24 protein-coding genes are annotated in these 23,908 nt (G+C 65.2%); 13 read left to right on the top strand and 11 right to left on the bottom strand.

Annotation, left to right across the window (positions count from 1 at the left end; all coding sequences use genetic code 11):
* Window positions 1–131: 131 nt before the first annotated feature.
* From PGN27_RS03415 to PGN27_RS03375, 9 genes are all read left to right on the top strand, one after another.
* The gene (locus PGN27_RS03415; protein WP_335324833.1) at window positions 132–809 is read left to right on the top strand and encodes a hypothetical protein; all 678 of its coding nucleotides are present in this window, start codon (window positions 132–134) and stop codon (window positions 807–809) included.
* Between the two features lie 249 nt (window positions 810–1,058).
* Window positions 1,059–1,463 carry an SCP2 sterol-binding domain-containing protein gene (locus tag PGN27_RS03410; protein ID WP_019509865.1) on the top strand — a complete coding sequence of 135 codons (405 nt, stop codon included), beginning with the start codon at window positions 1,059–1,061 and terminating at the stop codon, window positions 1,461–1,463.
* A 3-nt stretch (window positions 1,464–1,466) separates the two neighbouring features.
* Window positions 1,467–3,005 carry an acyl-CoA synthetase gene (locus PGN27_RS03405; protein WP_335324832.1) on the top strand — a complete coding sequence of 513 codons (1,539 nt, stop codon included), beginning with the start codon at window positions 1,467–1,469 and terminating at the stop codon, window positions 3,003–3,005.
* Window positions 3,002–4,258, top strand: a complete 1,257-nt coding sequence (locus PGN27_RS03400) for a cytochrome P450 (protein ID WP_335324831.1) — start codon at window positions 3,002–3,004, stop codon at window positions 4,256–4,258. The genes PGN27_RS03405 and PGN27_RS03400 overlap by 4 nt, the downstream gene beginning before the upstream one ends.
* 12 nt (window positions 4,259–4,270) lie before the next feature.
* Window positions 4,271–5,062: a coniferyl-alcohol dehydrogenase gene (locus PGN27_RS03395; RefSeq protein WP_335324830.1), complete on the top strand. Its 792-nt coding sequence runs from the start codon at window positions 4,271–4,273 to the stop codon at window positions 5,060–5,062.
* A 102-nt stretch (window positions 5,063–5,164) separates the two neighbouring features.
* Window positions 5,165–6,502, top strand: a complete 1,338-nt coding sequence (locus PGN27_RS03390; protein WP_335325212.1) for an aldehyde dehydrogenase family protein — start codon at window positions 5,165–5,167, stop codon at window positions 6,500–6,502.
* A complete protein-coding gene (locus PGN27_RS03385; protein ID WP_019509870.1) occupies window positions 6,502–6,687 on the top strand; it encodes a ferredoxin in 186 nt (61 codons plus the stop codon). Before PGN27_RS03390 ends, PGN27_RS03385 begins: the two co-directional genes overlap by 1 nt.
* Before the next feature lie 45 nt (window positions 6,688–6,732).
* On the top strand, window positions 6,733–8,325 hold the full coding sequence (locus PGN27_RS03380; RefSeq protein ID WP_335324829.1) for an FAD-dependent oxidoreductase: 1,593 nt from the start codon (window positions 6,733–6,735) through the stop codon (window positions 8,323–8,325).
* Window positions 8,326–8,347: 22 nt separating this feature from the next.
* Window positions 8,348–9,538, top strand: coding sequence for an acetyl-CoA hydrolase/transferase C-terminal domain-containing protein (locus PGN27_RS03375; protein ID WP_335324828.1), 1,191 nt, complete (start codon window positions 8,348–8,350; stop codon window positions 9,536–9,538).
* A 93-nt stretch (window positions 9,539–9,631) separates the two neighbouring features.
* On the opposite strand, the gene PGN27_RS03370 is transcribed toward PGN27_RS03375, so the two are convergent.
* The 5 genes from PGN27_RS03370 to PGN27_RS03350 form a co-directional block, all read right to left on the bottom strand.
* Entirely contained in the window at window positions 9,632–10,945 is a 1,314-nt protein-coding gene (locus PGN27_RS03370; protein ID WP_335324827.1) for a cytochrome P450, read from the bottom strand.
* 143 nt (window positions 10,946–11,088) lie between these two features.
* Window positions 11,089–12,240 (bottom strand): acyl-CoA dehydrogenase family protein, encoded by a 1,152-nt coding sequence (locus PGN27_RS03365; protein WP_335324826.1) that lies wholly within the window; start codon window positions 12,238–12,240, stop codon window positions 11,089–11,091.
* A 5-nt stretch (window positions 12,241–12,245) separates the two neighbouring features.
* Window positions 12,246–13,397, bottom strand: a complete 1,152-nt coding sequence (locus PGN27_RS03360; RefSeq protein ID WP_030136661.1) for an acetyl-CoA C-acetyltransferase — start codon at window positions 13,395–13,397, stop codon at window positions 12,246–12,248.
* 68 nt (window positions 13,398–13,465) lie between these two features.
* Entirely contained in the window at window positions 13,466–14,137 is a 672-nt protein-coding gene (locus tag PGN27_RS03355; protein WP_335324825.1) for a TetR/AcrR family transcriptional regulator, read from the bottom strand.
* A gap of 135 nt (window positions 14,138–14,272) precedes the next feature.
* The gene (locus PGN27_RS03350) at window positions 14,273–15,436 is read right to left on the bottom strand and encodes an acyl-CoA dehydrogenase family protein (RefSeq protein ID WP_335324824.1); all 1,164 of its coding nucleotides are present in this window, start codon (window positions 15,434–15,436) and stop codon (window positions 14,273–14,275) included.
* A 59-nt stretch (window positions 15,437–15,495) separates the two neighbouring features.
* Between PGN27_RS03350 and PGN27_RS03345 the strand changes: the two genes are divergently transcribed.
* Genes PGN27_RS03345 through PGN27_RS03335 form a run of 3 tightly spaced genes read left to right on the top strand, consistent with a single transcriptional unit; the run spans window position 15,496 to window position 17,721 of the window.
* Complete coding sequence (locus tag PGN27_RS03345; RefSeq protein ID WP_335324823.1) at window positions 15,496–16,116, top strand: cytochrome c oxidase subunit 3; 621 nt, start codon at window positions 15,496–15,498, stop codon at window positions 16,114–16,116.
* A complete protein-coding gene (locus PGN27_RS03340; RefSeq protein ID WP_335324822.1) occupies window positions 16,116–16,385 on the top strand; it encodes a cytochrome C oxidase subunit IV family protein in 270 nt (89 codons plus the stop codon). The genes PGN27_RS03345 and PGN27_RS03340 overlap by 1 nt, the downstream gene beginning before the upstream one ends.
* Before the next feature lie 49 nt (window positions 16,386–16,434).
* Window positions 16,435–17,721 carry a protoporphyrinogen/coproporphyrinogen oxidase gene (locus PGN27_RS03335; protein ID WP_335324821.1) on the top strand — a complete coding sequence of 429 codons (1,287 nt, stop codon included), beginning with the start codon at window positions 16,435–16,437 and terminating at the stop codon, window positions 17,719–17,721.
* 20 nt (window positions 17,722–17,741) lie between these two features.
* Here the strand turns inward: PGN27_RS03335 and PGN27_RS03330 are convergent, their stop codons facing one another.
* From PGN27_RS03330 to PGN27_RS03310, 5 genes are all read right to left on the bottom strand, one after another.
* Window positions 17,742–18,179 carry a pyridoxamine 5'-phosphate oxidase family protein gene (locus PGN27_RS03330; RefSeq protein ID WP_335324820.1) on the bottom strand — a complete coding sequence of 146 codons (438 nt, stop codon included), beginning with the start codon at window positions 18,177–18,179 and terminating at the stop codon, window positions 17,742–17,744.
* A gap of 102 nt (window positions 18,180–18,281) precedes the next feature.
* Window positions 18,282–19,802 carry a GMC family oxidoreductase gene (locus PGN27_RS03325; protein WP_335324819.1) on the bottom strand — a complete coding sequence of 507 codons (1,521 nt, stop codon included), beginning with the start codon at window positions 19,800–19,802 and terminating at the stop codon, window positions 18,282–18,284.
* Entirely contained in the window at window positions 19,799–20,290 is a 492-nt protein-coding gene (locus PGN27_RS03320; protein WP_335324818.1) for an SRPBCC family protein, read from the bottom strand. The genes PGN27_RS03325 and PGN27_RS03320 overlap by 4 nt, the downstream gene beginning before the upstream one ends.
* Entirely contained in the window at window positions 20,287–21,177 is an 891-nt protein-coding gene (locus PGN27_RS03315) for a PaaI family thioesterase (RefSeq protein ID WP_335324817.1), read from the bottom strand. Before PGN27_RS03315 ends, PGN27_RS03320 begins: the two co-directional genes overlap by 4 nt.
* 125 nt (window positions 21,178–21,302) lie before the next feature.
* On the bottom strand, window positions 21,303–21,809 hold the full coding sequence (locus PGN27_RS03310) for a CAP domain-containing protein (protein WP_335324816.1): 507 nt from the start codon (window positions 21,807–21,809) through the stop codon (window positions 21,303–21,305).
* 309 nt (window positions 21,810–22,118) lie between these two features.
* Between PGN27_RS03310 and PGN27_RS03305 the strand changes: the two genes are divergently transcribed.
* Window positions 22,119–22,781, top strand: coding sequence for a TetR/AcrR family transcriptional regulator (locus tag PGN27_RS03305; RefSeq protein WP_335324815.1), 663 nt, complete (start codon window positions 22,119–22,121; stop codon window positions 22,779–22,781).
* 6 nt (window positions 22,782–22,787) lie between these two features.
* Here the strand turns inward: PGN27_RS03305 and PGN27_RS03300 are convergent, their stop codons facing one another.
* Complete coding sequence (locus PGN27_RS03300; RefSeq protein ID WP_335324814.1) at window positions 22,788–23,846, bottom strand: phosphotransferase family protein; 1,059 nt, start codon at window positions 23,844–23,846, stop codon at window positions 22,788–22,790.
* Window positions 23,847–23,908 lie beyond the last annotated feature (62 nt).

Below are 23,908 nucleotides of genomic sequence, written 5' to 3'. Positions count from 1 at the left end.
GCACTTCGGGCATAACCTTGTCGTGGATGACCGCGGCGGACTATCTTTTAATCCACATTAAAACTTCTGCAAGGTGGTGTGCTTTGTCGCGTCGAATTCAAGTGATCTGTGCATGGTGCGGTCCGGCCACGGTGATCGTCGCCTTCATCGGCTGGCTGATCGCCGGCGTACTACCGATTCCGTTGGGATCGTCGAGCACCACCGAGGAAGTGGTGAGCTTCTATGCCAATGACACCCGGGTGTTGTTCGGTCTGGTGATCGCGCAGCTGGGCGTATGTCTGGTCTTTCCGCTGATCGCGCTGATCGGCTATCGGATGTTGCGCATGGAGGGGCGCCATCCGATCCTGGCGCTGATCCAATTGGTGACCGGGGCGGCCACCGGGGTTCTACTCTTGCTGCCGATGCTGTTGATGGCGGTCATCGCCTTCCGGCCCGACCGCAATCCGGAGATCACCGTGACGCTCAACGACATCTGCTGGTTGTTGTTCATCACCCCGATTGCTCCGTTCATCATCCAGAACATCGCCATCGGCACCGCGATTCTCCGGGATCGGAACCGCACCCTGCCGCGTTGGGTCGGATACACGAACTTCTGGATCGCCGCATCATTCCTGCCGGACCCCCTGGCATTTTTCTTCCACGGCGGGCCGTTGTCCTGGCGCGGCATCTTCATCTTCTGGCTTGCGTTGACGTCGTACAGCATCTTCTTGATCGTGATGGGCGTCGTCTTGCGCGCCGCGGCGTTGCGCGAGGACGCCGCCGGAGAAGCTCCGGTCGAGTCCGCTCCGGGGGAGGCGATCCCGAGCTGATATCGGACATGGTCGAAGAAGAATTGAAGTTTTCATCGAAAAATCGAACTGGTCTATCTGCGGCCGACACTCGAGCGCCCGCTATCGACGGCCCGGCACGTCTACCGGTCTGTACAGGGTAAATGCCGCACTGCGGCTGCGGTTTGGCGAAACCATAGGTTGACTTATGGTGACCCAAGTGTGACGATGGCCTCACCTTCAGGTCCGGTCCGGACAACGTTTTGAATCGAACATAAATTAAGGAGAACGATGGGGTTCGCCAGCTCTGACGAAGTTGTCAAGTACATCGGCGGGATCTTCGACGAGGCCTTCGCCGACCCGGAGATCGGTCCGAAACTGGTCGACACCGGGCTCGTCGTGGCTTTCGACTTCACCGATCCCGACGCGGTCGTCGTGATCGACATGGCCAACAAGGCGGTGCGTTCGGGTGTCGACGGGGGAGCCGAGCCCATGGCGACCATGTCGATGACAGCCGAAACCGGTAATGCCTACTGGCAGGGGAAGGTGAACCTGCCGTTGGCCATGGCGAAGAAGAAGATCAAGGTCGAGGGCAATGTCGCCAGCCTCCTCAAACTGGCGCCGTTGGGTAAGAAGCTCTACGGCCCGTATGTCGAACGGCTCAAGGCCGACGGCCGCGAAGACCTGCTGGCCTGACCGATGTTCCCCGGAGTTCACGCCAAGACCGATCCCGACAAGCCAGCGGTGATCATGGCCGAGACCGGCCAGACGCTCACCTATCACGAGCTGGATCAGCGCTCCGCAGCGATCGCCGCAGCCCTTCGCGACCTCGGACTGCGGCGCGGAGATGTGATCGCGCTGCTGTCCGACAATGTCCTGGAGGCATTTGAGATCTACTGGGCGGCAATACGATCAGGTCTGTACATCACCGCGGTCAACTGGCATCTGGCCGCCGACGAGGCCGCCTACATAGTCAACGACTGCGGTGCGCGGGTGTTGTTCGCCTCGGCCGGTGTCGGTGAGCTGGCTCGCGAGATCGTCTCGGCCACCCCCGGGGTCGATCACCGATTCGGCTTCGGCGGCGATATCGACGGACACCGCAATTACATCGAACTGATCGAGCCCGGCCGGAACGGGCTGGCCGATCAGCCTCGCGGGGCGGAGATGCTGTACTCCTCCGGCACGACCGGCCGCCCGAAAGGTGTGAAGCCGGTGCTGCTGGATCTGCAGGTCGACCAGCCGGGAGAACCGCTCGTGGGTATGCTCGCCCACGGCTTCGGCTTGACTGCCGACGACCGCTATCTGTCTCCCGCGCCCATTTACCATGCCGCACCGTTGAAATGGTGTGGCGGGATCCATGCGCTCGGCGGCACGGTGGTGCTCATGGAGAGGTTCGACGCCGTCAAGGCGCTGGCGGCCGTCGAGCAGTACCGCATCACCGCCACCCAGATGGTGCCGACGATGTTCATCCGGATGCTCCAACTGCCATCCGAGGAGCGCGACCGTTTCGATGTGTCGTCGCTGCGGGTGGCGGTCCACGCCGCCGCGCCATGCCCGCCGGACGTCAAGCAGGCCATGATCGAATGGTGGGGGCCGAAACTCGTGGAGTACTACGGCGCCACCGAGGGGCATGGGGTGACGGTGGCAACGTCCCAGCAATGGGTCGACAAGCGCGGCACGGTGGGTCGCGCAGCGCTGGGCACCCTGCACATCTGTGACGACGAAGGCACCGAGTTGGCGCCTGGACAGATCGGCACCGTGTATTTCGAACGCGAGCTGGCGCCCTTCGAGTACCACAACGACCCGGAGAAGACGGCTGCAGCGCGACACCCGCAGCACCACAACTGGTCCACCGTGGGCGATATGGGCTACGTCGACGAGGACGGCTTTCTGTTCCTGACCGACCGCAAGGCTTTCATGATCATCTCCGGCGGGGTGAACATCTATCCCCAGGAGATCGAGAACGTGTTGGCGCTGCATCCCAAGGTGGGCGATGTCGCCGTGATCGGCATCCCGGATACCGAGATGGGTGAACAGGTCAAGGCCGTTGTCCAGCTGCGCGATCCGGACCAAGCGGGTGACGACCTTGCGGCCGAGCTGATCGGCTATGTCCGCGATCGGATCGCACATTACAAGGCCCCCAAGACCGTCGACTTCGTCGAGGAGCTGCCCCGGCTTGCGACCGGCAAGCTGGCCAAGCGCAAACTTCTCGACCAGTACCTGGAGGTCCGGCAATGAGTGCGCCCACTGCGACCGCGCGTGACTTCGACCCGGTGAGCATCTCGTCGCTGGATTTCTGGGCGACCACGGCGCAGGAACGGGAGAAGTCGTTCCAGATCCTGCGCGACGAACGGCCGCTGAGCTGGCACCGCCCGATCGAGGGCGGCCTGATGGAGGCCGAGATCGACGGGCTGTGGGCGGTGACCCGCAACGAGGACATCGCCTATGTCAGCAAGAATCCGGCACTGTTCTGTTCCGGTCAGGGCGTGATGATCGAAGCCGTCCCCGAAGACCTCCTGGACGCAGCTCAGTCCTTTCTGGCAATGGACGGTGCTGCGCACTCCACGTTGCGTCGCTTGATCAGTTCGGTGTTCACGCCGCGGCAAGTGGCCAAGATTCGGGATCAGGTGCGCCTGCAAGCCGCCACGATCGTCACCGATCTGTTGGCCACCGACAGCGGTGACTTCGTGGAGCAGGTCTCCAAACGCCTACCGATGTGGACCATCTACGAGATGGTGGGTTTGCCCGAGGAGTTCCGCGACGAGGCCGCCCACCATGCCGATGGCATGGTGTCGTGGGCAGACCCCGATGTCGCCGCCGGCCGAGAGCCCGGTGAGGTGCTCAACGAGTCGCTGGTGGGGCTGTTGTCCATGGGGCTGGAACTTGCCGAGCGCAGGCGAATCGAGCCGACCTCGGATCTGATGTCGCTACTGGTGCAGGCCGAGGTCGATGGCCGCAGGCTCACCGACGAGGAACTCGGAGCCTTCTTCGTCCTGCTCTCGGTCGCCGGGAACGACACCACCCGCAACACGGTCACCCTGGCCACCATGGCGCTGCAGGAGTTCCCCGAGCAACGTGCCCTGTTGCAGAACGATTTCGACACCCATATCGCCCGTGGAATCGAAGAGTTCGTCCGCTGGGCGACCCCGGTGATGACCTTCCGGCGCACGGCCACCCAGGACACCGAGCTGTGCGGTCAGCAGGTCAAGCAGGGCGACTGGGTACTGTTGATCTATTCCTCGGGAAACCGCGACCCTCGGGCATTTGCCGACCCTCACCTGTTCGATATCACCCGAGAGCCCAACGGCCACGTGGGATTCGGTGGCGGTGGACCACATTTCTGCATGGGTGCGTTCCTGGCCAAGATGCAGCTGGAATCGCTATTCCGGGAGTTGATTTTCCGCGCACCGAACCTGCGGGTCGGTGAACCCGAGTATCTCACCGGCAACTTTGTGCACGCCGTCAAATCCCTTCCCTACAGCCTGGATTGATCAGAGGAACACATGTCGGAATTCATCGGTAAACACTTCGTCGTCACCGGCGCCGCGTCGGGGATCGGACACGCGGTCGCCGAGCAGCTGCTCGCGGCCGGAGCCTCGGTGACCAGCCTGGACCGCAACCAGCCCACAGCGGCGGTCACGCGCCATATCGAGGTCGATCTGGCCAATCCGCGCAGTATCGACTCGGCCCTGGAGTCGCTGGAAGGGCCCTATGACGGTCTGATGAACGTTGCAGGCATTCCCGGCACCGCCCCGGCCGATACCGTGCTCGCAGTCAACAGTCTGGCCGTGCGCCACTTGACCGAGGCGTTCTTCGACCGACTGGTGCCCGGTGGTTCGGTCACCGTGGTGTCCTCGACTGCCGGCTTCGGTTGGCCGGACCGCTTGGATGTCATCCGAGATCTGTTGGCCACCGAGACATTCGAAGAGGGCGCTGCGTGGTTCAAGGCCAATCCGCAGCAGGGCAACGCCTACAACTTCTCCAAGGAGGTCACCACGGTCTACACCCAGTCGATGGGTTTGGCGTTGGCGCAGATGGGGTTGCGCATCAATGCGGTGTTGCCGGGCCCGGTCGAGACACCCATTCTCGTCGACTTCGAGGAGTCGATGGGCAAGGACGCCCTCGACGGGGTCAGGGATCTGTTGGGACGCCACGCTCAGCCTGCCGATGTCGCCGCCGTCGTGTGTTTCCTGGCCTCGGATGCTGCACGTTGGGTCAACGGTCAGGCGTTGGCGGCCGACGGCGGGATCACCGGAGCTGTGGTCACCGGTGTCGTTCCGAAGCCCGAGATCTGAGGCGGCACCGTGACGTCAACCTCTCCGGGGGCAGCCTCGACAACAGCCTCGACAACGGTCGGGGATCCGGCACCCGAGACCTCCGGCGCCGAACGTGTCGAGCTGCACCGGGTCTTCCGCACCGGGCGAACCCGTTCGCTGCAATGGCGATTGGACCAGTTGGCCGCGATCGAGGCATTGTGCGACGAGCAGGAGTCCGCGGTGGCTGCCGCACTGGCGGAGGACCTCGGCCGCCCGCCGGTGGAAGCCTGGCTCGGCGATATCGCCTCCACCAAGGGCGAGGCGGTATACGCCCGCAAGCACCTCAAGAAGTGGATGCGCCGGCAGCGCCAACCGCTGCCGTTGGCGCAACGACCCGGACGTGGCTGGGTGCAGTACGACCCGCTGGGCAGCGTGCTGGTGATCGGACCGTGGAACTATCCGTTCTACCTGAGCATGGGTCCGCTCGTCGCCGCGGTCGCCGCGGGCAACTGCGCACTTCTCAAGCCTTCCGAACTGGCACCGGCCACCTCAGCCCTGCTCGCCGATCTGGTGCCGAAGTATCTCGACAGCCAGGCGGTGCGGGTCGTCGAGGGCGACGGCGCGACCACGCAACGGCTTATCGGACAGGGCTACGACCACATATTGTTCACCGGCGGCACCGAGATAGGTCGCAAGATCATGGCCGCGGCCGCCCCGACACTCACGCCGGTGACACTGGAGTTGGGCGGCAAGAGCCCGGTGATCGTCACCTCGGATGCAGATCTCGACGTCACCGCCCGGCGCATCGCGTGGGTGAAATTGATGAACTCCGGGCAGACCTGTATCGCGCCGGACTATGTCCTTGCCGAGCGTTCGGTGGCGGACACGCTGACCGCCAAGATCGTCGAGAACATGGCGGTGTTCCGGGCGCAGGAGGCCTCGACGGGTCAGCGCATCGTCAATCGCCGTCAGTTCGACCGGTTGCGCGGGCTGGTCGAATCCACCTCGGGCACGATCGTCACCGGCGGCGGGCGCGTCGAGGCCGAACTGCGTATAGAACCCACCGTCATCCGTGATCCCGCGCCGGACGATGCGGTGATGGCCGACGAGATCTTCGGTCCGATTCTGCCCGTCTTGGGGATCGAGAACACCGCGGCAGCAGTCGAATTCATCAACTCTCGGCCCAAGCCGCTGGCCTTGTACGTGTTCACCGGTTCGAATCGGCTCGGCGAGGAGCTGATCGACGCCATACCGTCCGGTGGCGCGGTGATCAACCACGTGGCCATGCACTGCCTGGTACCGCAGCTGCCGTTCGGTGGCGTGGGAGCCAGCGGGATGGGTCAGTACCACGGGCGATGGGGTTTCGAGGCACTCAGTCACCGCAGGGCGGTGCTGGCCAAGGGCGCCAAACCCGATCTGGCACTGACTTACCCGCCCTACACCGACCGCGCGATCAAGATCATGAGGAGGTTGTTCTGATGGGAGTACGGGTCGACGGCTCCAGGTGCTCGGGCATCGGAATGTGTGAGATGACCGCCCCGGACGTCTTCGAGATCGGTGACGACGGCCAGGCCCATGTCATCGGGGATCCGGATGGGAACCGGGAGTTGACCGCGGAGGCCATCTCCAATTGCCCCACCAGCGCGCTGTCGTTCGACGACTAGCCCGACGCGACCCATCTTCAGCGATCGAGTACTCGAGGAGAATCGATGACCTTCGTCATCACCCAGAACTGTTGCACCGATGCCAGCTGTGTTCCGGTGTGCCCGGCCGACTGCATTCGCCCGGCTCCGGACACGGCCGGTACCGCGGCGCCGATGCTCTATATCGATCCCGCCAGTTGCGTGGATTGTGGTGCGTGTGTGGCGGTCTGCCCGGTCGGTGCGATCTATCACGAAGATGACCTGCCGGAGTCCCAACAGCGATTCAAGACCATCAATGCCGACTACTTCGCCGGCACACCGCTGGATATCCGGGCCACACCCGCGCGGTGGTCACCGACACCGGTCGGCCGCGATGCGTTACGGGTGGCGGTCGTCGGTGCCGGTCCCGCGGCGTGCTACGCGGTGGCCGACCTGACCCGCAGCCCCGGCGTGCGCGTCGACGTCTTCGATCGTCTACCCACCCCCTATGGGCTGGTCCGCTTCGGGGTGGCCCCCGACCACCAGCACACCAAGGACATCACCTCGGTGTTCGACACCGCGCTGTCCGGGCCGAGCGTGCAGTGCTTTTTCAACGTCGGTGTGGGTACCGACGTCACCCACGAACAGCTGACGGCGTCCTATGACGCGGTGATCTATGCGACCGGCGCCACCCGCAGTCGCGAGCTCGGCATTCCCGGCGAGCGGCTACCCGGCAGCGTTGCCGCCGCCGACTTCGTCAACTGGTACAACGGCCATCCCGATCACGCCGAGGCGACGTTCCCGCTGGACTCGGAGCGGGCGGTGATCATCGGCAACGGCAATGTCGCGCTGGACGTCGCACGGATCCTCGTCCTGGACGAGGCAACCCTGCGCGCGACCGATATTGCCGAGCACGCGCTGAACGAGCTGCGCCGCAGCGCGGTTCGCGAGGTCGTGATCCTGGCTCGCCGCGGTGCCGGGGCGGGTGCGTTCTCGGTCGGCGAGCTGATGGCGCTCGGTTCCCTGCCCGATGTCGATATCGTCGTCGAGGGCGCCCTCGGTGAGCGGCCGGACGATCACGAGGGGGCGCTGAAGTTCGATATCGTCGGCGAGTACGCCACGCGTCCGACCGTCGCCGGTCGTCGCCGCATCGTGCTCCGATTCGGTGCCCGACCGTTGCAGGTGAGCGGAACCGAGCGGGTCGAGGCGTTGGTCATCGAGGACGGCGATGAGACCAGCACGATCGAGACGTCGATGGTGTTGCGTGCCATCGGGTATCGATCGGCACCGGTGCCCGGCCTGCCGTCCGACCCGGAGACCGGGGTGGTGCCCAACCAAGCGGGACGGGTGACCTCCGACGGTGCGCCCGTGCCGGGGCTGTATGTCACCGGCTGGGTCAAGCGCGGCCCGCGTGGTGTCATCGGGACCAATCGTCTGTGTGCTCGCGAGACGGTGGAAAGTCTGCTCGCCGATGCTGCCGCCGGTCGGTTGCCGACACCGACGGCGCAGCCGGAGGCGATCCGCGCCCGCCTCGACGAGCAGGGGGTTGCCGTCGTGGACTGGTCGGGCTGGCGGCAGATCGACGAAGCGGAACGGGCGCAGGGATCGGTCGCCGATCGGCCACGGGTCAAGGTCGTCGACCGCGCCGCGCTGCTCACCGCGGCCGGCTTGGCCGGCTAGCCGACGATCAGGACACGCTACGGTGCACAGTGGTGATCTTGCCCGCCTGCTCGCGCGCCTGCCGACCGACCGCCCCGTCATCGCGCTCGGTGACGGGGTAGGCGCACTCGGAACCCTCGCCGGGAGCACCGACACGATCGGTGCGGTACTGAGCGACTACGCGGCGAACACCGGCGGTGCGACCCTCGTCCTCGGATGGAGCCCTGTTGCTCCGCAGGATGTTTCGGCCGAAGCCTTCGCCAGGATCGTGACGCTGATGCCGGGCTGGGGAGTCCGCGGTCTGCTGCCACATCCGGGCACCTGCGCCATACCGACCAGTCTTGCGGCGATTCCGGGTCTGTTGACCGGGCCGCTACGTCCCGATGTCCTGATCACCCGGATGGCTCGCCGCGGTGACACCGTGCACTTCTGCACCGAGGTGTCATGGCAGCAGGCGCTGGTCGATGCTGGTGTTCCGGTATGGGCGGTGCTCGACGATGCGGCACCGGCGGCCAGCGCCGAATCCGGGCTGCCACTGGATGCGGTGTCGGTGGTGGGCCGGGCCGGTGACACGCCGGCATGTGTGGCCCCGCGGGCGCCCGAGCCGCTACATGAGGAACTGGCCGACCGGGTCCTGGCGCTGATCCCCGAGGGAGCCCGGGTGCAGTACGGTCCCGGACAGCTGGGCACCGCACTGCTGCAACGCGGCCGCACGCCCATGGCGGTCGACACCGGGCTGTTGACCGATGCGGTGATCGATCTGGAGCGCCGTGGGCTGCTCATCGGGGAACCGTCGGCGACGTATCTGTTCGGCGACCGAGCCCTCTATGACTGGGCCGATGGACGGCCCATCCTGCGCGGTATCGGCCACAGCCACGACATCACCAGATTGTCCCGTGGCCGACCCTTTTTCGCGGTCAACACTGCCATCGAGATCGATCCGTTCGGTCAGGTCAACGTCGAGGGTATCGGCGACAAGATCGTCGGTGGCATCGGGGGACACCCCGACTACTGCGCAGCCGCGCGGCTGCATCCGCATGGGCTGTCGATCATCGCGGTCGGTTCCGGATTCGGCGGGCGCTGCACCCTGGTGGACACGCTGAGCAGGCCAGCGTCGACACCGGCCCATGACATCGAGGTGATCGTCACCGAGGCCGGGCATGTGGATCTGCGTACCGCGGACTGGGGGCAGCGACGTGCCCTGATCGAGAAACTCTTCGATCGGTCGCGCTGACCGTCGGTGCCGCCCACACAGACCACGGCACCCCCCGCCCCGACAACGGTGTCGGGGCGGGGGGTGCCGGTTCAGTCGGGGAGTCGGACGAACTCAGTGCCCGACCGGACAGCGCGCTTGGGCATGCATGGTCTTCACCGCTGCGGCGAAGTTGCTGACCAGCATGTCGGGTTCACCGAACCGCAACTCGGGCAGGCGATGCAAGATCTGGTCCAGCATGTGCTTGAGCTGCATCTTGGCCAGGAAGGCGCCGAGGCAGTAGTGCGGCCCGCCGCCACCGAAGGCGACGTGTTGATTGGGCTTGCGGCTGATGTCGAAGGTCCAGGGGTCGGGAAACTCGTTCTCGTCGCGGTTGCCCGACGAGTAGATCATCACCACCCAGTCGCCCTTGCGGATCTGGCGTCCGCCGAGCACCGTGTCCTGGGTCGCGGTGCGCCGGAAGGTCATCACCGGCGTCACCCAGCGCAGCACCTCATCGATGGCGGCGTCGATCCTGCCTTCGAAGTCCTCGAGCAGATACGCCGTCTGGTCCGGGTTGTCGACGAAGGCCTTCACGCCCAGTGACAATGTGGTGCGGGTCGTGTCGTTGCCCGCGAAGGACATCAGCACGAACATCGAGGCGAGTTCGTCGTCGTCGAGCTCATGACCATCGACGGTCGAGGTCACCAGGTTCGACCAGATATCGTCGCGCGGGCAGGCCCTGGTCGTCTCGGCGAACTCCAGACCGATCCCGAGATTGCCGACCAGAGCGTCGTTGAGGACCTCGGCAGACGACCGGCCTGCAGCGATGTCGGGGTCGTTCCAGCCGGCGAGCTCGTCGGCGAAATGCGCTGCCTCATCCCGTTTCTCCACGGGGAGGCCGGCCATCTCGTAGATCGTGTTCATCGGCATCTGCTTGGCGACATTCTCGACCCAGTCGCCGGAACCTTTGGCAAGGAATTCGTCGACGATCGTTGCCGCCCGGTCGCGGATCTGGTCTTCGATGCGCTTGACCTGGCGAGGCGTGAACGAGCCACTCATCAGCCTGCGATAGGTGAGGTGGCGTTGACCATCCATCGCCAGGAACGATGATGCCGCCTCGAGAAACTCGTCGGGCACATCTTCGAGTTGAATACCGCCGCCGGAGCAGAATATCTCGGGATGTGTGCTGACTTCACGGATCAGCTCATGGGAGGTCACCGCCCAGAAGCCGGTGATCTCCGACGGGGCGAGATCACTCTCGACGGGCCGCTGCCAGCTCACCGGGGCCCGGCGGCGTAATTCTGCGAATGCGACATCGCGCTCGCGGGCCGATTTCGCCCAGAACGATTTGGGGGAGATGTCGACGGGGTCATACTCGCGCTCCGCGGGGTTGTCTGGATCTTGATCGTTGTGCGCTGGTGCCGAATCCACCGGGCTGCTGGTCATCGGGCGCTCCTCGGGTGTGCGAGCAAATGAATTTTTAGTATAGATTCGAAAATCGGAACGGATCAAGGTTTTTCGCTGATGGGTTGTCCCGCCGACGAATATGCCCGGGGCCGGTTGTTCCAGCCCCGGGCATAAACAGATGCTCAGCGGGCGGCGATATCGCGCCCGATGATCTCCTTCATGATCTCGGTGGTGCCGCCGTAGATGGTCTGGATGCGGGTGTCCAGATATGCCCTGGCGACGGGATACTCCATCATGTAGCCGTACCCACCGTGCAGTTGCAGGCACCGGTCTATGACCCGCTTCTGCAGCTCGCTCAGATACCACTTGCCCTTCGCCGCGTCCGCAGCGCTCAACTCGCCGGCGTTGTAGGCGAGCACGCTACGGTCGGTATAGGCCTCTGCGATGTCGATCTCGGTCTCCATCTCGGCGAGCTCGAAGCGCACATGCTGTTTGTCGGTCAGCGGCGCGCCGAAAGCCTGCCGGTTCTGGCAGTACTCGACGGTGGCGGAGAAGATGGCCCGCGTGGTGGCCATTGCCTTGGCGGTGACGCCGAGCCGTTCACGGGGCAGATGGCTCATCAGGTACTGCAGACCCTTGCCCTTGTCGCCCAGCAGGTTGGCCGCAGGCACCACGGCATCCTCGAAGTAGAGTTCGGCGGTGTCCTGGGCGGGCAGACCGAGCTTGTCGAGTTTGCGGCCGCGTTCGAATCCGGGAGTGTCGCGTTCGACGACGAACAGGCTGAAGGCGCGTGAGCCACCGTCGGGGTCGGTCTTGGCGGCCACGACCAATACATCGGACATGATGCCGCTGGAGATGAAGGTCTTCTGGCCGTTGAGAATCCAGTTGTCACCATCGCGGCGGGCTGTGGTGCGCATACCGCGCAGGTCGCTGCCCGCGCTGGGCTCGGTCATCGCCAGGGCGCCGATCAGCTCGCCGGCGGCGAATCCCGGCAACCAGCGTTGCTTCTGCTCGTCGTTGGTCAGGTCGAGCAGGTAGTGCAGCACGAGGTCGTCCTGCAGGCTGACCGTGAGCCCGAACGAGAGCGCGTTGATCCGGGCGATCTCCTCGCACACGATCATCCGGTACCGGTAATCGGCCTCGCCGGATCCGCCGTAGGTTTCGGGAACCTGTAGGGCGTAGATGCCCGACTTGGCGGCACGCGCGAAGACGGAGCGGTCGATCCAGCGTTGCTCGTCCCAGTCATGCTGATGCGGAACCACTTCGCGGGCAAGGAATTCCCGCACGGTGTCCCGGTAGGCCTCGTGATCGGCTTCGTACAGTGAGCGCTTCATGATGATCAGAGGCGTTCGATGATGGTCACGTTGGCCTGGCCGCCGCCTTCGCACATGGTCTGCAGGCCGAATCGTCCGCCGGTGCGCTCGAGCTCGTGCAGCATGGAGGTCATCAGCCGGGCGCCGGTGCAGCCGATGGGATGTCCGAGCGCGATTGCGCCGCCGTTGGGATTGACCTTGGCGGGATCGGCGCCGATCTCGGCCAGCCACGCCAGTACGACCGGAGCGAAGGCCTCGTTGATCTCGACGACGTCGATATCGTCGATCGACATACCGGCGCGCTTGAGCGCGTGCTGGGTCGCGGTGATGGGCGCCGAGAGCATCATCACCGGATCGGCGCCGCGTACCGACATGTGGTGGATGCGAGCGCGGGGGGTCAGTCCGAATCGGTCGACAGCAGACTTGGAGGCGACCAGCAGTGCGGCAGCGCCATCGGAGATCTGGCTGGCGACTGCGGCCGTGAGCACTCCGCCCTCCACCAGGGTGGGCAGCGAGGCCATCTTCTCGGCGGTGGTGTCCGCACGGGGGCCCTCGTCGACGCTGACGCCCTTGAACTCGGTGATCTCCCTGGCAAAGTGGCCGTCGGCGATCGCGGCGAGGGCGCGTCGATGGCTTTCCAGGGCGAACCGCTCGTTGTCCTCGCGGCTGAGCTTCCATTGGGCCGCCATCATCTCGGCACCACGGAACTGGGAGATCTCCTGGTCGCCGTAGCGGTCCTGCCAACCTTCGCACCCGGTCCACGGATCGCTCGATCCGAAGGGTTCACCGGCGTTGAACGCGCACAGGATGGGGTACTGGGTCATCTTCTGGACACCGCCGGCGACGATGAGGTCCGACGTTCCACTCATCACGGCCTGGGCGGCGAAATGTACTGCCTGTTGGGCAGATCCGCATTGGCGGTCGATCGTCACACCCGGCACTGACTCCGGCAGTCCGGCGGCCAGCGCCGCGGTGCGGGCGATGTCACCGGCCTGGCTGCCGATGTTGTCCAGACAGCCGAGGATCACATCGTCGATGGCCGCCGGGTCGATATCGTGGCGACCGGTGACGGTCTTGATCACGTGAGCGGCCATATCGGCCGGGTGTGCGTCTGCGAAACCGCCCTTGCGCCGTCCGACGGCGGTGCGGGTGGCGTCAACGATATAAGCCTCAGTCATGCCGATTAATTTAACATAGAATCAAAAATGTCGGCAATCCGTTGGTGCGCATCGAGCGGGCGCGAGCGTCACCGCTTGCGGCGGGTCTTCGCCGGTGGCACCGGACTCAGGCCGTGGCGGACGAACACCTGGGCGTTGTGAACCATGGTCTCCACGGAGTTGCGGCGCGGGTCCCACCATTCCGCCGCCCAGTTCAGCGCGCCCAGAACCAGGGCCTGGGCCAGCATGGGATCGAGATCGTCGCGGATCTCACCGTCGTCGGCGGCGGCCTTGACCAGCCCTCTCCAGATCCGGGTGTATGCAGCCTCTTCCTTCTTCTGGCGGGCCTTCAGATGATCGGGGATCTGGCCTGAGTTGCGGATGGTGGCGCGGGCATAGTCGGAGAGCTCGAGCTCGTGCTGCAGATGGGCCTCGACCGCGGTCATGATCCGATCCATCGAGTTCATGCCGTCGGGAAGCGCGTCGAGCACACCGGTCAGATGCCGTCGCATATCGCTGATCCCGCAGAACATGACCTCTTCGATGAGATCGTCGCGGGACTTGAAGTAGTAGTAGATCGCCGGCGCCTGCAGATCGGCCTGCGTGGCGACATCGGTGAGGCGGGTGCCCGCGTAGCCCTTGACGCTCAGGACGCGCGCGGCGGCGTCGAGGATGCGCGCCCGGGTGCGTTGCGCCTTGGTGTCACCCGACGTGTCATCCGATGCTTCACGTGTTTCGGCAATCGCCGGCTTTCTCGCCATCAGATGATGATAAGAGCGTGAGCGCCATAAATTTGGCTGCGCCCCCACTTCGTCGCCATGTCGTCGGCGACGCAGGCGGTACGAGTGGGCGGCGCGAGCCCGGCGTCCGGGTGCCGTGTGCGACGTCGTTCCCGCTCAAAGGGTGCCACGCGAAACAAGTTGGGCGGCGATGACGTTGCGCTGGATCTCGTTGGTTCCCTCGCCGACGATCATCAGCGGAGCGTCGCGGAAGTATCGCTCCACGTCGTACTCGGTGGAGTAGCCGTAGCCGCCGTGGATACGCACGGCGTTGAGCGCGATCTCCATGGCCGTCTCCGAGGCGAACAGCTTGGCCATACCGGCCTCCATATCGGCACGTCGTCCGCTGTCGTAGCACTGTGCAGCGTGCAGCGTCAGCTGACGCGCGGCGGTCAGTTTCGTGGCCATGTCGGCAAGGTAATGACCGATCGCCTGGTGCTTCCAGATGGGCTGGCCGAAGCTCTCTCGTTCCTGGGCGTAGGCCAGCGAGTCCTCCAGTGCGGCGGTCGCGACACCGAGCGCGCGGGACGCGACCTGGATTCGTCCGGTCTCCAGGCCGCGCATCATCTGGGGGAAGCCCTTGCCGGGCACGCCGCCGAGAACGGCGCCGGCAGGCACTCGGCAGTTGTCGAAGGACAGCTCGCAGCTCTCCACCCCCTTATAACCGAGTTTGGGCAGGTCGCGCGACACTGTCAGGCCGTCGCCGTGTTCGACGAGGACGACCGAGATGCCGGTGTGTTTGGGCGTGGCCTTCGGGTCGGTCTTACACAGCAGTGCGATCAGCCCGGACCGGCGAGCATTGGAGATCCAGGTCTTCGCGCCGTTGATGACGAGTTCGCCGTCATTGTCGGGGGCGGGCAGTGCCGTGGTGGTCATGGCTTGCAGGTCCGATCCGCCGCCCGGCTCGGTCAGTGCCATCGTGGCACGCATCTCGCCACTGGCCATCGCCGGAAGGTACTTCTGGCGCTGTTCTTCGGTGCCGAACTGGGACACCAGCTTGGCCACCACGGTATGTCCGCCCATCGCTCCGGCGAGGCTCATCCACCCGCGTGCCAACTCCTGGGTGACCAGGACGTAGCAGGCGGTGGACACCGGTGTGCCGCCGTACTCCTCGGGAACGGCCAACCCGTAGATCCCGATACGCTTCATCTGATCGATCCACGCCTCGGGGTACTCGTTGGCGTGTTCGACGTCGCGCACCGTCGGTCGGACATCGCGGTCGACGAACTGACGCACGGTGTCGACGAGCAGGTTTTCTTCCTCGCTGAGCTGACTCACCATACCGATACCGTACTCCACTTTTTATTTCATGTTAAATTCTTCGTCGTACGGTCCGATCAATGACGAAGGGCGCCAGCATGCCGACGACCGCCAAGCACACTCGAGCAGGAAACGATGTGCCACGGCAGCGACATCTCCCCGGTGAAGAGGGCATGTGGGTCTTCATCTTCGGGGACATGACAGTGTTCGCAATGCTTTTCGGCGTCTATCTGTACTACCGCGGCGCCGATACCGCGGAGTTCAACCAATCGCAGCTCCTGCTCAACCAGACCTTCGGTGTCGTCAACACCCTCGTACTGCTGACCAGTTCACTGTTGGTGGTGACCGCCCTGCGGGCAGTTCGCGGTGGTGCCCTCGAGCTGGCCCGCCGGCTTCTCTACGGGGCCATGGGGTGCGGGGTGGTCTTCATCGTCAACAAGGCGATCGAGTACGGCGAGAAGATCTCGCTGGGTCTGGTGCCGGCGACCAACGAGTTCTTCATGTACTTCTACGTGATGACGGGGCTGCACCTGCTGCATGTGGTGATCGGACTCGCGTTGTTGTGGTTCATGGTCACCCTGACCCGTCGGCCGGCGCGCGGTGAGCGCCAGCAGCGCTACCTGGAGGGCGCAGCGTGCTTCTGGCACATGGTCGACCTGTTATGGATCGTCATCTTCCCACTCCTCTACTTGGTGAAATAATGCTGACAAATCTTCTGCGCGACCGCATCACGGTTGTCTGGTTCTTCCTCGTCGCGGCCACCGTGGCATCCTGGATCCTCGGCGTCGGACACGAACTGGGCGACCGCAGCGCTGCGATCAGCATCATCGTGATCGCCTTTGCCAAGGTGCATTTCGTCGGCCAGTACTTCATGGAGCTGCGCGACGCGCCGTTCGCGCTGCGCGCGGTGTTCGGCGTCTGGAACATCGTGGTCGGATTGCTGCTCGTCGGCCTCTACCTGCTGGCATGACGCGGCGCCCGGCCTGCCACCCCGATCGTCGGACAGAGGAGACATCGCCATGTATGTGATCATCGGAGGCGGGATGGCGGGCTGCGCCGCCGCAGCGACCCTGGCACGTGCCGGAAGACCGGTAGCTGTACTGGAGGCCGGTGATGCGCTCGGCGGTCGGACCCGCACCGTTACCCGCGGGGGATTCGGGGTCGAGGTCGGTGCCATCTACCTGTTGAATTCCTATGACCGGACGATCGCGATGCTCACCGACGCGGGCCGCGGTGATCTGCTGACCGGCTGGTCGCCGCTGGCAGGTCTGTGGGACGGCCGACAGCTGAACGCCATCCGCTACGACTACATCCCCTCGGTGCTCGCGTCGTCTCTGCTGTCCTTCGCAGACAAGGCGCGTCTGGCGGCGCGTGCAATCCAGGCGATCGTGTCCCCGGCGCCCGATCCGTTCGAGACAGACAGTCTGGCGGAGTTCGACACCGGTGAAGACATGGAGAGCTGGGCGCGACGCCGATTGGGTGACAACCTCTTCGAGTGCTTCGTTCGGCCACTGATCGAACCGTCGTTCGGAACCGACTGCCGCGATCTGTCGATCCCGTACCTCCAGGGGTTGATGAAGCGCGCCCACCGCGCGAAGTTCTTTCTGCCACGCGCGGGCATGGGAAGTCTGTGCGCAGAACTGGCCAGGGACGCACAGGTGCGCCTCGGCACCGAGGTGACCTCGGTGACAGCTCGGTCGGACGGGTCGGTGCTCGTGGGAATCGCAGACGGGACGTCGCTGTCGGCCACGGGTGTCGTGGTGGCGACCGATTCGGCCACCGCGGCAGGGCTGCTCGGCGATGCCGCCACGGCAGACGCACGCCGGGTCTTGATGGATGCTCCGTATGCGTCGATGGCTCACGTCAATCTCCGCTGGGAGCGGGATCCCTGGCCCAGCAGCGCATTCGAGATATTGCTGCCGATCGGCGCCGGGCCACGCGACGTTCTCGGGACGATTGTGAAGACCGCCCGCACGTCGGATCTGGTACCCGCCGGGGCGCGGATGACCGATTCGTACTTCTCCAGCGAGGCCACCGGGCGCCTCGACGACGACGAACTCATCGCGGTGGCGCAACGACACGTGGGGGAGATTCTCGGTTCGCGATATCCGCAGCCGGAAGCGGAGGTGTTCCGCTTCGATCGTGCGCTGGCGACATGCCCGCCCGGCCACTATGCGCGCATGCGCGACCTGCGGGCGTCGATGCCCCCGCGAATCCGGGTGGCCGGCGACTATCTGGCCCACCTGGGCGTCGAGACCGCCGTGGTGAGCGGGGAGCGGGCAGCCCGTCAACTGCTGGACAGTTGAGGGCGCCGGGACCGACCGAGCTATGCAGGCCGCTGTGCGATCTTGCGGAAGTCCCAGCTGCGCAGCCGGTTCGGGATGACCCGCAGCCATGCGTGGCGCCCGTCGCTGACGAAGTCGGCGGAGCCGAAGTACTTGTCCGCGAACAGCCGTTCCGGTTCGGTCAGCTGTGGGTCGGGGGTGGTGGTCCGCGGGATGTCGCCCACCGTCTGTGCGACCCCGAGGATCTCTACTCCGCGTAGTTCCGCGTAACGCTCCCCGTCATCGATGACGACGCTCACTCGGGGATCACGAACGATGTCGGCCCAACGCTGACTGTCGACGATGGAGTACAACCACACTGCTGTGCCGTCCCAGGCAAACCACAACGGGGTCACGTGCGGTTGCCCACTTGCCGAGACGGTGCCGACTCGGCACGTCCGCTGCGCACGGAGGAAAGCATCGAGCTCTGATCGGGTCATGGCAAGCGATCGCCGACGCCGCTGGGGTGGCGGGCTTCCGGGTGAAGACGTTTCGGGTGAGGACGTTTCGGGTGAAGACATAGCGGCTCCTGCGTGAAATGGTCAGCCGTGCAGAATGACGTCGGCGGCGCGATAGCCGATCATCATCGAGGGCGCGTTGGTGTTGCCGGAGGTGATGTTCGGCATGATCGAGGCATCTGCGACACGGAGCCCGCCCACAGCGTGTACACGTAGATCCGGTCCGACGACGGCGTCGTCGTCGGTTCCCATGCGGCATGTGCCGACTGCGTGGTAGATGCTGGATTCCTTGTCGCCCAGCCAGTCTGCGTCGAAGCGTCCGGTGTCGTCCAGATACCGCCCGGCCATGGGCCGCATCGCCGATGTGGATTCCACCAGCTCGCGGGCCAGTGCGGTGCCCGACAGCAGATCGGCGCGATCCCGGGCGTCGGCCAACCGGTGGTGACGTACCACCGGTTGGCCGTTGCGTAACTCGACGTGCCCGCGGGATCGCGGGTGCAGCAGCACGGTGTACACCGTGAATGCATCGGCACGTCCGATCCTGGCCCGTCCCCGGAGCGGATCGAGCTGATAGTGGACGGGTGATATCGCGATCTGGAAATCGTCGGTGAAAAGCTGTGCCTCGAATGGTGTGGTGGTCAGCGGGCCGGAGCCACGCGCGGCCAGCGAGCCCAGTGCCCGTGCCGCCTGCGGCACGGTCAGGGAGTTGATCGTGGGCACGTGACTGGACCAGTGCTGTGCCACCACGAGGTGGTCCTGAAGATTCTGGCCCACCCCGGCCAGATCTGCGGTGGTGCCACCGGGTCCGATTCCCGATCTCAGCAGCACGGCCGGTGTACCGATCGCGCCCGCACTGAGAATGACATCGTGCTCGGCACGCAGGAGTCGCCCGCGGGCCATGACCCCGATGGCCCGACCGCGCTCGAACACGACCCGATCGACCGGCGCCCGGGTGATGACGCGCGGTCGCCGGTCGGCGGGCAGCGGGCGGAGAAATCCGGTCGCCGCCGAGCATCGCAGGCCTCGCCGCTGATTCACCTGGGCCGTGCCGGCACCGAGTTGTGACGCGCCGTTGTGGTCCGGATTACGGTCGAAGCCGGCTTCGGCGGCAGCGTCGAGGAAGGCCGCGTCGAGCGGGTGGGTATGTCCGCACCAGCTCACGTCGATCGGGCCGCCGGAGCCGCGGAACTCGTCGGCACCGTCGCACCAGTTCTCCAGGGCCCGAAACGCCGGCAGCACATCCTCGTGGTCCCATCCGGTGGCACCGGCTTGCGCCCAACGTCGGTAGTCGGCGGCACGTCCTCGCACGTAGACCATCGCGTTGATCGACCCACTGCCACCGATGATCCGGCCGGCCGCGAATGCACTGGGTTGATCGTGCTTGCTCGGATCGGGCAGCATGGGATATCGCCAATTCGCGGTCGCGAACAGGGAGGCGATGCCCAGCGGCAGCCGCACATCGGGGCGGCGGTCGGTGCCGCCGGCCTCCAGTAGGGCGACCCGGGCCCCGGCTGCCGCCAGCCGTGCGGCGATCACGCACCCCGCCGAGCCGGCCCCGACAACAATATGGTCGAACACCTCGGGATTCGAGGCACCGGCGGTCACGGTAGGACCACACCGTTCGGCTGGGCCGAGGTCTCGGCGATGCGCCGGATGGTACGAAGCGACTGGTCGATGTTGCCCTGCAGGTCGGTTCGGCGGTCCTTGACCCGCAGCGCGATACGTTCGAACAGCAACGCGACCGTGGGAAGGTCGACACACATGGTCATCTCTTCGCTGAGCTCGCAACCGTGCGGTGCGGGCACCATACGGTAGATCCAGGTGGTGAAGTCCGCGCCGCCCATCTGGACGGCGAAGCCGAATTCCCGTCCCGGATCATCGGCGATGATGCGCCCGGTGGTGGACCAGCGTCCGAATCGGCGACGATTGGTGCCGCGGAACTGTTGAGGACCGGTCCATTCGGCGCGGATGCACTCCGGGCTCCATTCCGGAATTCGGCGGATATCGGACACGATGTCGTAGACGTGCCGCGCGGAGGCGCGCACCACCGTCCTGCCTGTGATGCGGTCACCCTTGCGCAGTGCCGTGCTCATCTGGCCTCCTCCTCGGTCGATGCGGATGTCGAAGTCGATGCCCGATCGACGGCGCCCAGCCGGCGTGCGGTCACGGTCGACACGGTGCACAGCTCTCCGGAGCCGCCGAAGCCGAGAACTTCGACGACGGCCGAGGACCTACCGACGTGATAGGCACGAGCCGTTGCGACATAGGGAGATCCGACAACGACCGGGCGCAGGTAGGCGGTGTGTACGTGCGCGGTGTGCAGGTCCGGATTGTGCGCGCGAACGTACTCGGCGGCGGCCAGTTCGGTGACACAGGCGGAAACACCGCCATGCATGATCCCGAATCCGTTGACCCAGCCATCTGGATCCGTCATCTCCACGTGGAGCAGGTCGTCCGACTGCCGATAACTCAGGCCGAGAACGCGATCGATGTCACTGCAGTCGATCGGCATATCCTCTTGTGCGGCATCCTCCTGTGAGGCGTTGTCGGTCAACGGATCTGCTCCGGCAGCGGCAACGGTGACGCTGCGCGTCGTGCCGGTTGCCACGATCTCGCCCGTGCGGTCGGTGATGTGACATTCGACGAACGTCTCCGAACGTCCGGCCACGGTTCGCGCTTCGGCGATGAGTTCTCCGTCCAGCGGAACCGCCCTGATGATATCGAGGGTCAGTTCCCCGGTGAGTGTCCAGGTTCTCGGCGGCCTGTTCAGGTAGGGGAGCTCGCCGAGGATGTGGTCGGCCAGCACCATCAGTGCGCCCACTCTCGGTCGCCCGGACCGATCGCGGGCCCACGGTGGAATCCGGAACGCGCAACGATTTCCGTCGGCGGTGAGACGACAGTCGTGCAAACCGAAGCGGGCTTCGACCGATGTCGGGTCCCCGACCATGCACCCGGCGCGGGTGTCATCGGCAGTGGTCATGTGTTCATCCAATTTCTCTGGTGCGCGTCACGGCAACACTGATGAGCTGCCGGGGTACGGACGGATGCCATGTCGCCGAACGTGTTCCGGCTGAGGACGTTCGATGGGACATTGCAGGTGGCCGGTCAGTTCGGCTGACCGAACACCGCGACGACGACGGTACGGTCAAAGCTGTTCTCCGACCACACTCCGATCTCGGTGTTGGCGCAGTTGCGCATGATTCCCAGCGAGACGGGGTTGTGATACCACTGGTTGATCAATTCGATTCCGCTGATGGCCAGTGCCGGGTTGATGGCAACGGTCTGCTGTGCGGTCCCGCGGTAGCCGGCCCTGTCCGCGCGGGATTGCGAAGTGGAACCGTCAGATCCGAGTTCGCCGAACACGTCACGATGGGCCACCGCATCGCGCGCATGCCATTGGGCGGCAAGCTGCAGCGCAGGGTTGCGGGTGATGTCGGTCGGGCAGCCCGCCTGACGTTGCACCGTGTAGACATTGGCGATGACGCTCTCGTTGAGCCTGCGGTTGTCCGCATGCGCCGGCGCCGCGCCGAGCACCGCGATCGGCAGGAGAGCGGTAAGCGCGATGCTGCGCCGGAATGCTGTGGTCGCGCCACCCGATGCCGATATGTGCATGGTGGTCGCTCCGATCCAGGGGTGCTCGGCCGGTGATGCTCGCGTCGCCAACCGAGCATCGCGCGTTCAGGCGTGATCTCACCGAGGTTCGAGTGCTCGCGTTCTTGAGCGTCCGTCGCGGTCCGCGCGGCGGGGGCCACCCATCACTGTGCGCAATGCAAGCGGTTTGGTCAAGCAGTTTTTAGTTTATATTCATTTTTTGTGGCGGCGGCAGCCGGTTGCATGCCGGGACGGTGATGGGTCATGGCGGTACCGCCGACCCAGTCGGATGTCGACCGACCTGGGTGAGCCCGGCCGTATCATGTCGGAATGCCCAGGCACAGCAATCGGCCCTCGACGTCGGCGAATCAGGTGGATTCGGGCGAGTCCGAGCACGAATCCAAATCGGCTCTGACGCGCAAGCGCATCCTCGACGCCGCCGCCGGGGTCCTGTCTGAGCATGGCTATGCGGGTCTTCGATTGACTGATGTCGCCGCCGCCGCGGATCTGCAGGCGCCCGCCATCTATTACTACTTCCCGTCTCGCGACGAACTGATCGAAGAGGTGATGTGGGCGGGCATAGCGGATATGCGGGAGCATGTGGCGTCGGTGCTCGACGAAATTCCCGACGGAACCCCGGCCCTGGACCGACTACTGGTTGCCGCGGAGGCTCATCTTCGACATGAACTGGAGATATCGGATTACACGACGGCCGCGATCCGCAACGCCGGTCAGGTGCCTCAGGAGATCCGGAAGCGGCAGATTCTCGAGGAGGAGCGCTACGGCGACATCTGGCGCAGGCTGATCAACGATGTCGCCCGAGATGGCGTCCTACGCCGCGATCTCGATCTGTACATCGCGCAGATGTTGGTGCTCGGGGCGTTGAATTGGGCAGTGGAGTGGTGGAATCCGCGTCGCTCATCGGTGGAGGCTGTCGTCGAGAACGCTCAATCCATCATTCGACACGGTATTGCCGACGCCGCGCATCGTTGAGCTGGATCAGCCGATATCGCGCAGGTGCTCGCGCGCCGATGCCAGCAGTACCCCGATCGAGTCTTCGAGAGCACCCGGGTCGATGGCGGCGTGCGTTCCCATCGCTCCGGACAGACGACGGAATCGCACGCCCTCCAAGAGGCTTGCCGCCCGCCACTGGGTGAAGGCGCGGTAATAGTCGAGATTGTCGACGTCCCGGCCGGTGACGTTGCGGTATATGTCGATCATCTCGGCACGATTCGGGAAACCGCCGGCCCGGGTGGGGCTCGGCATCACGATGGCCGGTTCCGCGGCGGGCCGCCAATCGTCGAGGAGCCAGGCCAGATCGGCGAGTGGGTCGCCGACGGTGCACAGCTCCCAGTCCAGCACGGCGGTGATCCGACCGCCGGCTACCAACAGATTGGACAGCCGGTAGTCACCGTGCATGATGACCGCAGGTGCGTTCTCGGGAAGGTGCTCGGCGAGCTTGTCACGCGTGGCCGACCACGCGTCATCGTGGCGGCTCTCTGCGCGGACGCGTTCCCAGGCCGCCGTCACCCGTCGGATCTGACGAAGCAGATACGGGTCGCCCGACACCTCGATGTTCAAGATCGCGGGGTCCAATCGATGCAGCGACGCGAGGGTCATGGCCACCGAACGACCGAGGGCATGCCGCTGGTCCGGTGTGAGGGAACGGGCATCGTCTTCTGTCTCCAGCGCCGAACCGGCGGCGCGCTCCATGACCACGAACGGTGCTCCGCCGGAACTCCTGCCGGTGCCGATGACCGCCGGAACGGGTACCTCGGTGGGTGCCAGCGCACGCAGGATGCCGACTTCCCGGTCCAGATTGTGGGTCTGACCGGCCGCGGTGCCTGCCGGTGGCTCGCGCAGCACCCATTCCCGGCCCGCGGCATCGACGACGAGTGTGGTGATGTTCGATTGCCCGATACCCACTCTGGTGATGGTCAGTGGAGTGCTGACGTCGATACCGTGGGTCCGTAGCCAGGTCGCCACGGCGTCGGGTTGCGTCCACATACCCGAGTCTGCGCGGTCCTCGCGGGCGGAGGTGGCTGGTCGGATAGTCATATGCGGATCTCCATCGGGCCGGCGGGTCTCGCACGCACTGCGTGCAGTGAGATGCTTCCCTT

It is taken from the genome of Mycolicibacterium neoaurum (assembly GCF_036946495.1).
GTDB lineage: Bacteria > Actinomycetota > Actinomycetes > Mycobacteriales > Mycobacteriaceae > Mycobacterium > Mycobacterium neoaurum_B.
This window is presented reverse-complemented; position numbering and strand designations above follow the sequence as displayed.

What these genes read in the sequence shown, in the direction of transcription:
- PGN27_RS03410 (WP_019509865.1), top strand. Translation starts at nt 1,059, where the DNA reads ATGGGGTTCGCCAGCTCTGACGAAGTTGTCAAGTACATCGGCGGGATC.
- PGN27_RS03405 (WP_335324832.1), top strand. Translation starts at nt 1,467, where the DNA reads ATGTTCCCCGGAGTTCACGCCAAGACCGATCCCGACAAGCCAGCGGTG.
- PGN27_RS03400 (WP_335324831.1), top strand. Translation starts at nt 3,002, where the DNA reads ATGAGTGCGCCCACTGCGACCGCGCGTGACTTCGACCCGGTGAGCATC.
- PGN27_RS03395 (WP_335324830.1), top strand. Translation starts at nt 4,271, where the DNA reads ATGTCGGAATTCATCGGTAAACACTTCGTCGTCACCGGCGCCGCGTCG.
- PGN27_RS03385 (WP_019509870.1), top strand. Translation starts at nt 6,502, where the DNA reads ATGGGAGTACGGGTCGACGGCTCCAGGTGCTCGGGCATCGGAATGTGT.
- PGN27_RS03380 (WP_335324829.1), top strand. Translation starts at nt 6,733, where the DNA reads ATGACCTTCGTCATCACCCAGAACTGTTGCACCGATGCCAGCTGTGTT.
- PGN27_RS03370 (WP_335324827.1), bottom strand. Translation starts at nt 10,945, where the DNA reads ATGACCAGCAGCCCGGTGGATTCGGCACCAGCGCACAACGATCAAGAT.
- PGN27_RS03365 (WP_335324826.1), bottom strand. Translation starts at nt 12,240, where the DNA reads ATGAAGCGCTCACTGTACGAAGCCGATCACGAGGCCTACCGGGACACC.
- PGN27_RS03360 (WP_030136661.1), bottom strand. Translation starts at nt 13,397, where the DNA reads ATGACTGAGGCTTATATCGTTGACGCCACCCGCACCGCCGTCGGACGG.
- PGN27_RS03355 (WP_335324825.1), bottom strand. Translation starts at nt 14,137, where the DNA reads ATGGCGAGAAAGCCGGCGATTGCCGAAACACGTGAAGCATCGGATGAC.
- PGN27_RS03350 (WP_335324824.1), bottom strand. Translation starts at nt 15,436, where the DNA reads ATGGTGAGTCAGCTCAGCGAGGAAGAAAACCTGCTCGTCGACACCGTG.
- PGN27_RS03345 (WP_335324823.1), top strand. Translation starts at nt 15,496, where the DNA reads ATGACGAAGGGCGCCAGCATGCCGACGACCGCCAAGCACACTCGAGCA.
- PGN27_RS03340 (WP_335324822.1), top strand. Translation starts at nt 16,116, where the DNA reads ATGCTGACAAATCTTCTGCGCGACCGCATCACGGTTGTCTGGTTCTTC.
- PGN27_RS03335 (WP_335324821.1), top strand. Translation starts at nt 16,435, where the DNA reads ATGTATGTGATCATCGGAGGCGGGATGGCGGGCTGCGCCGCCGCAGCG.
- PGN27_RS03330 (WP_335324820.1), bottom strand. Translation starts at nt 18,179, where the DNA reads ATGACCCGATCAGAGCTCGATGCTTTCCTCCGTGCGCAGCGGACGTGC.
- PGN27_RS03320 (WP_335324818.1), bottom strand. Translation starts at nt 20,290, where the DNA reads ATGAGCACGGCACTGCGCAAGGGTGACCGCATCACAGGCAGGACGGTG.
- PGN27_RS03315 (WP_335324817.1), bottom strand. Translation starts at nt 21,177, where the DNA reads ATGACCACTGCCGATGACACCCGCGCCGGGTGCATGGTCGGGGACCCG.
- PGN27_RS03310 (WP_335324816.1), bottom strand. Translation starts at nt 21,809, where the DNA reads ATGCACATATCGGCATCGGGTGGCGCGACCACAGCATTCCGGCGCAGC.
- PGN27_RS03305 (WP_335324815.1), top strand. Translation starts at nt 22,119, where the DNA reads ATGCCCAGGCACAGCAATCGGCCCTCGACGTCGGCGAATCAGGTGGAT.
- PGN27_RS03300 (WP_335324814.1), bottom strand. Translation starts at nt 23,846, where the DNA reads ATGACTATCCGACCAGCCACCTCCGCCCGCGAGGACCGCGCAGACTCG.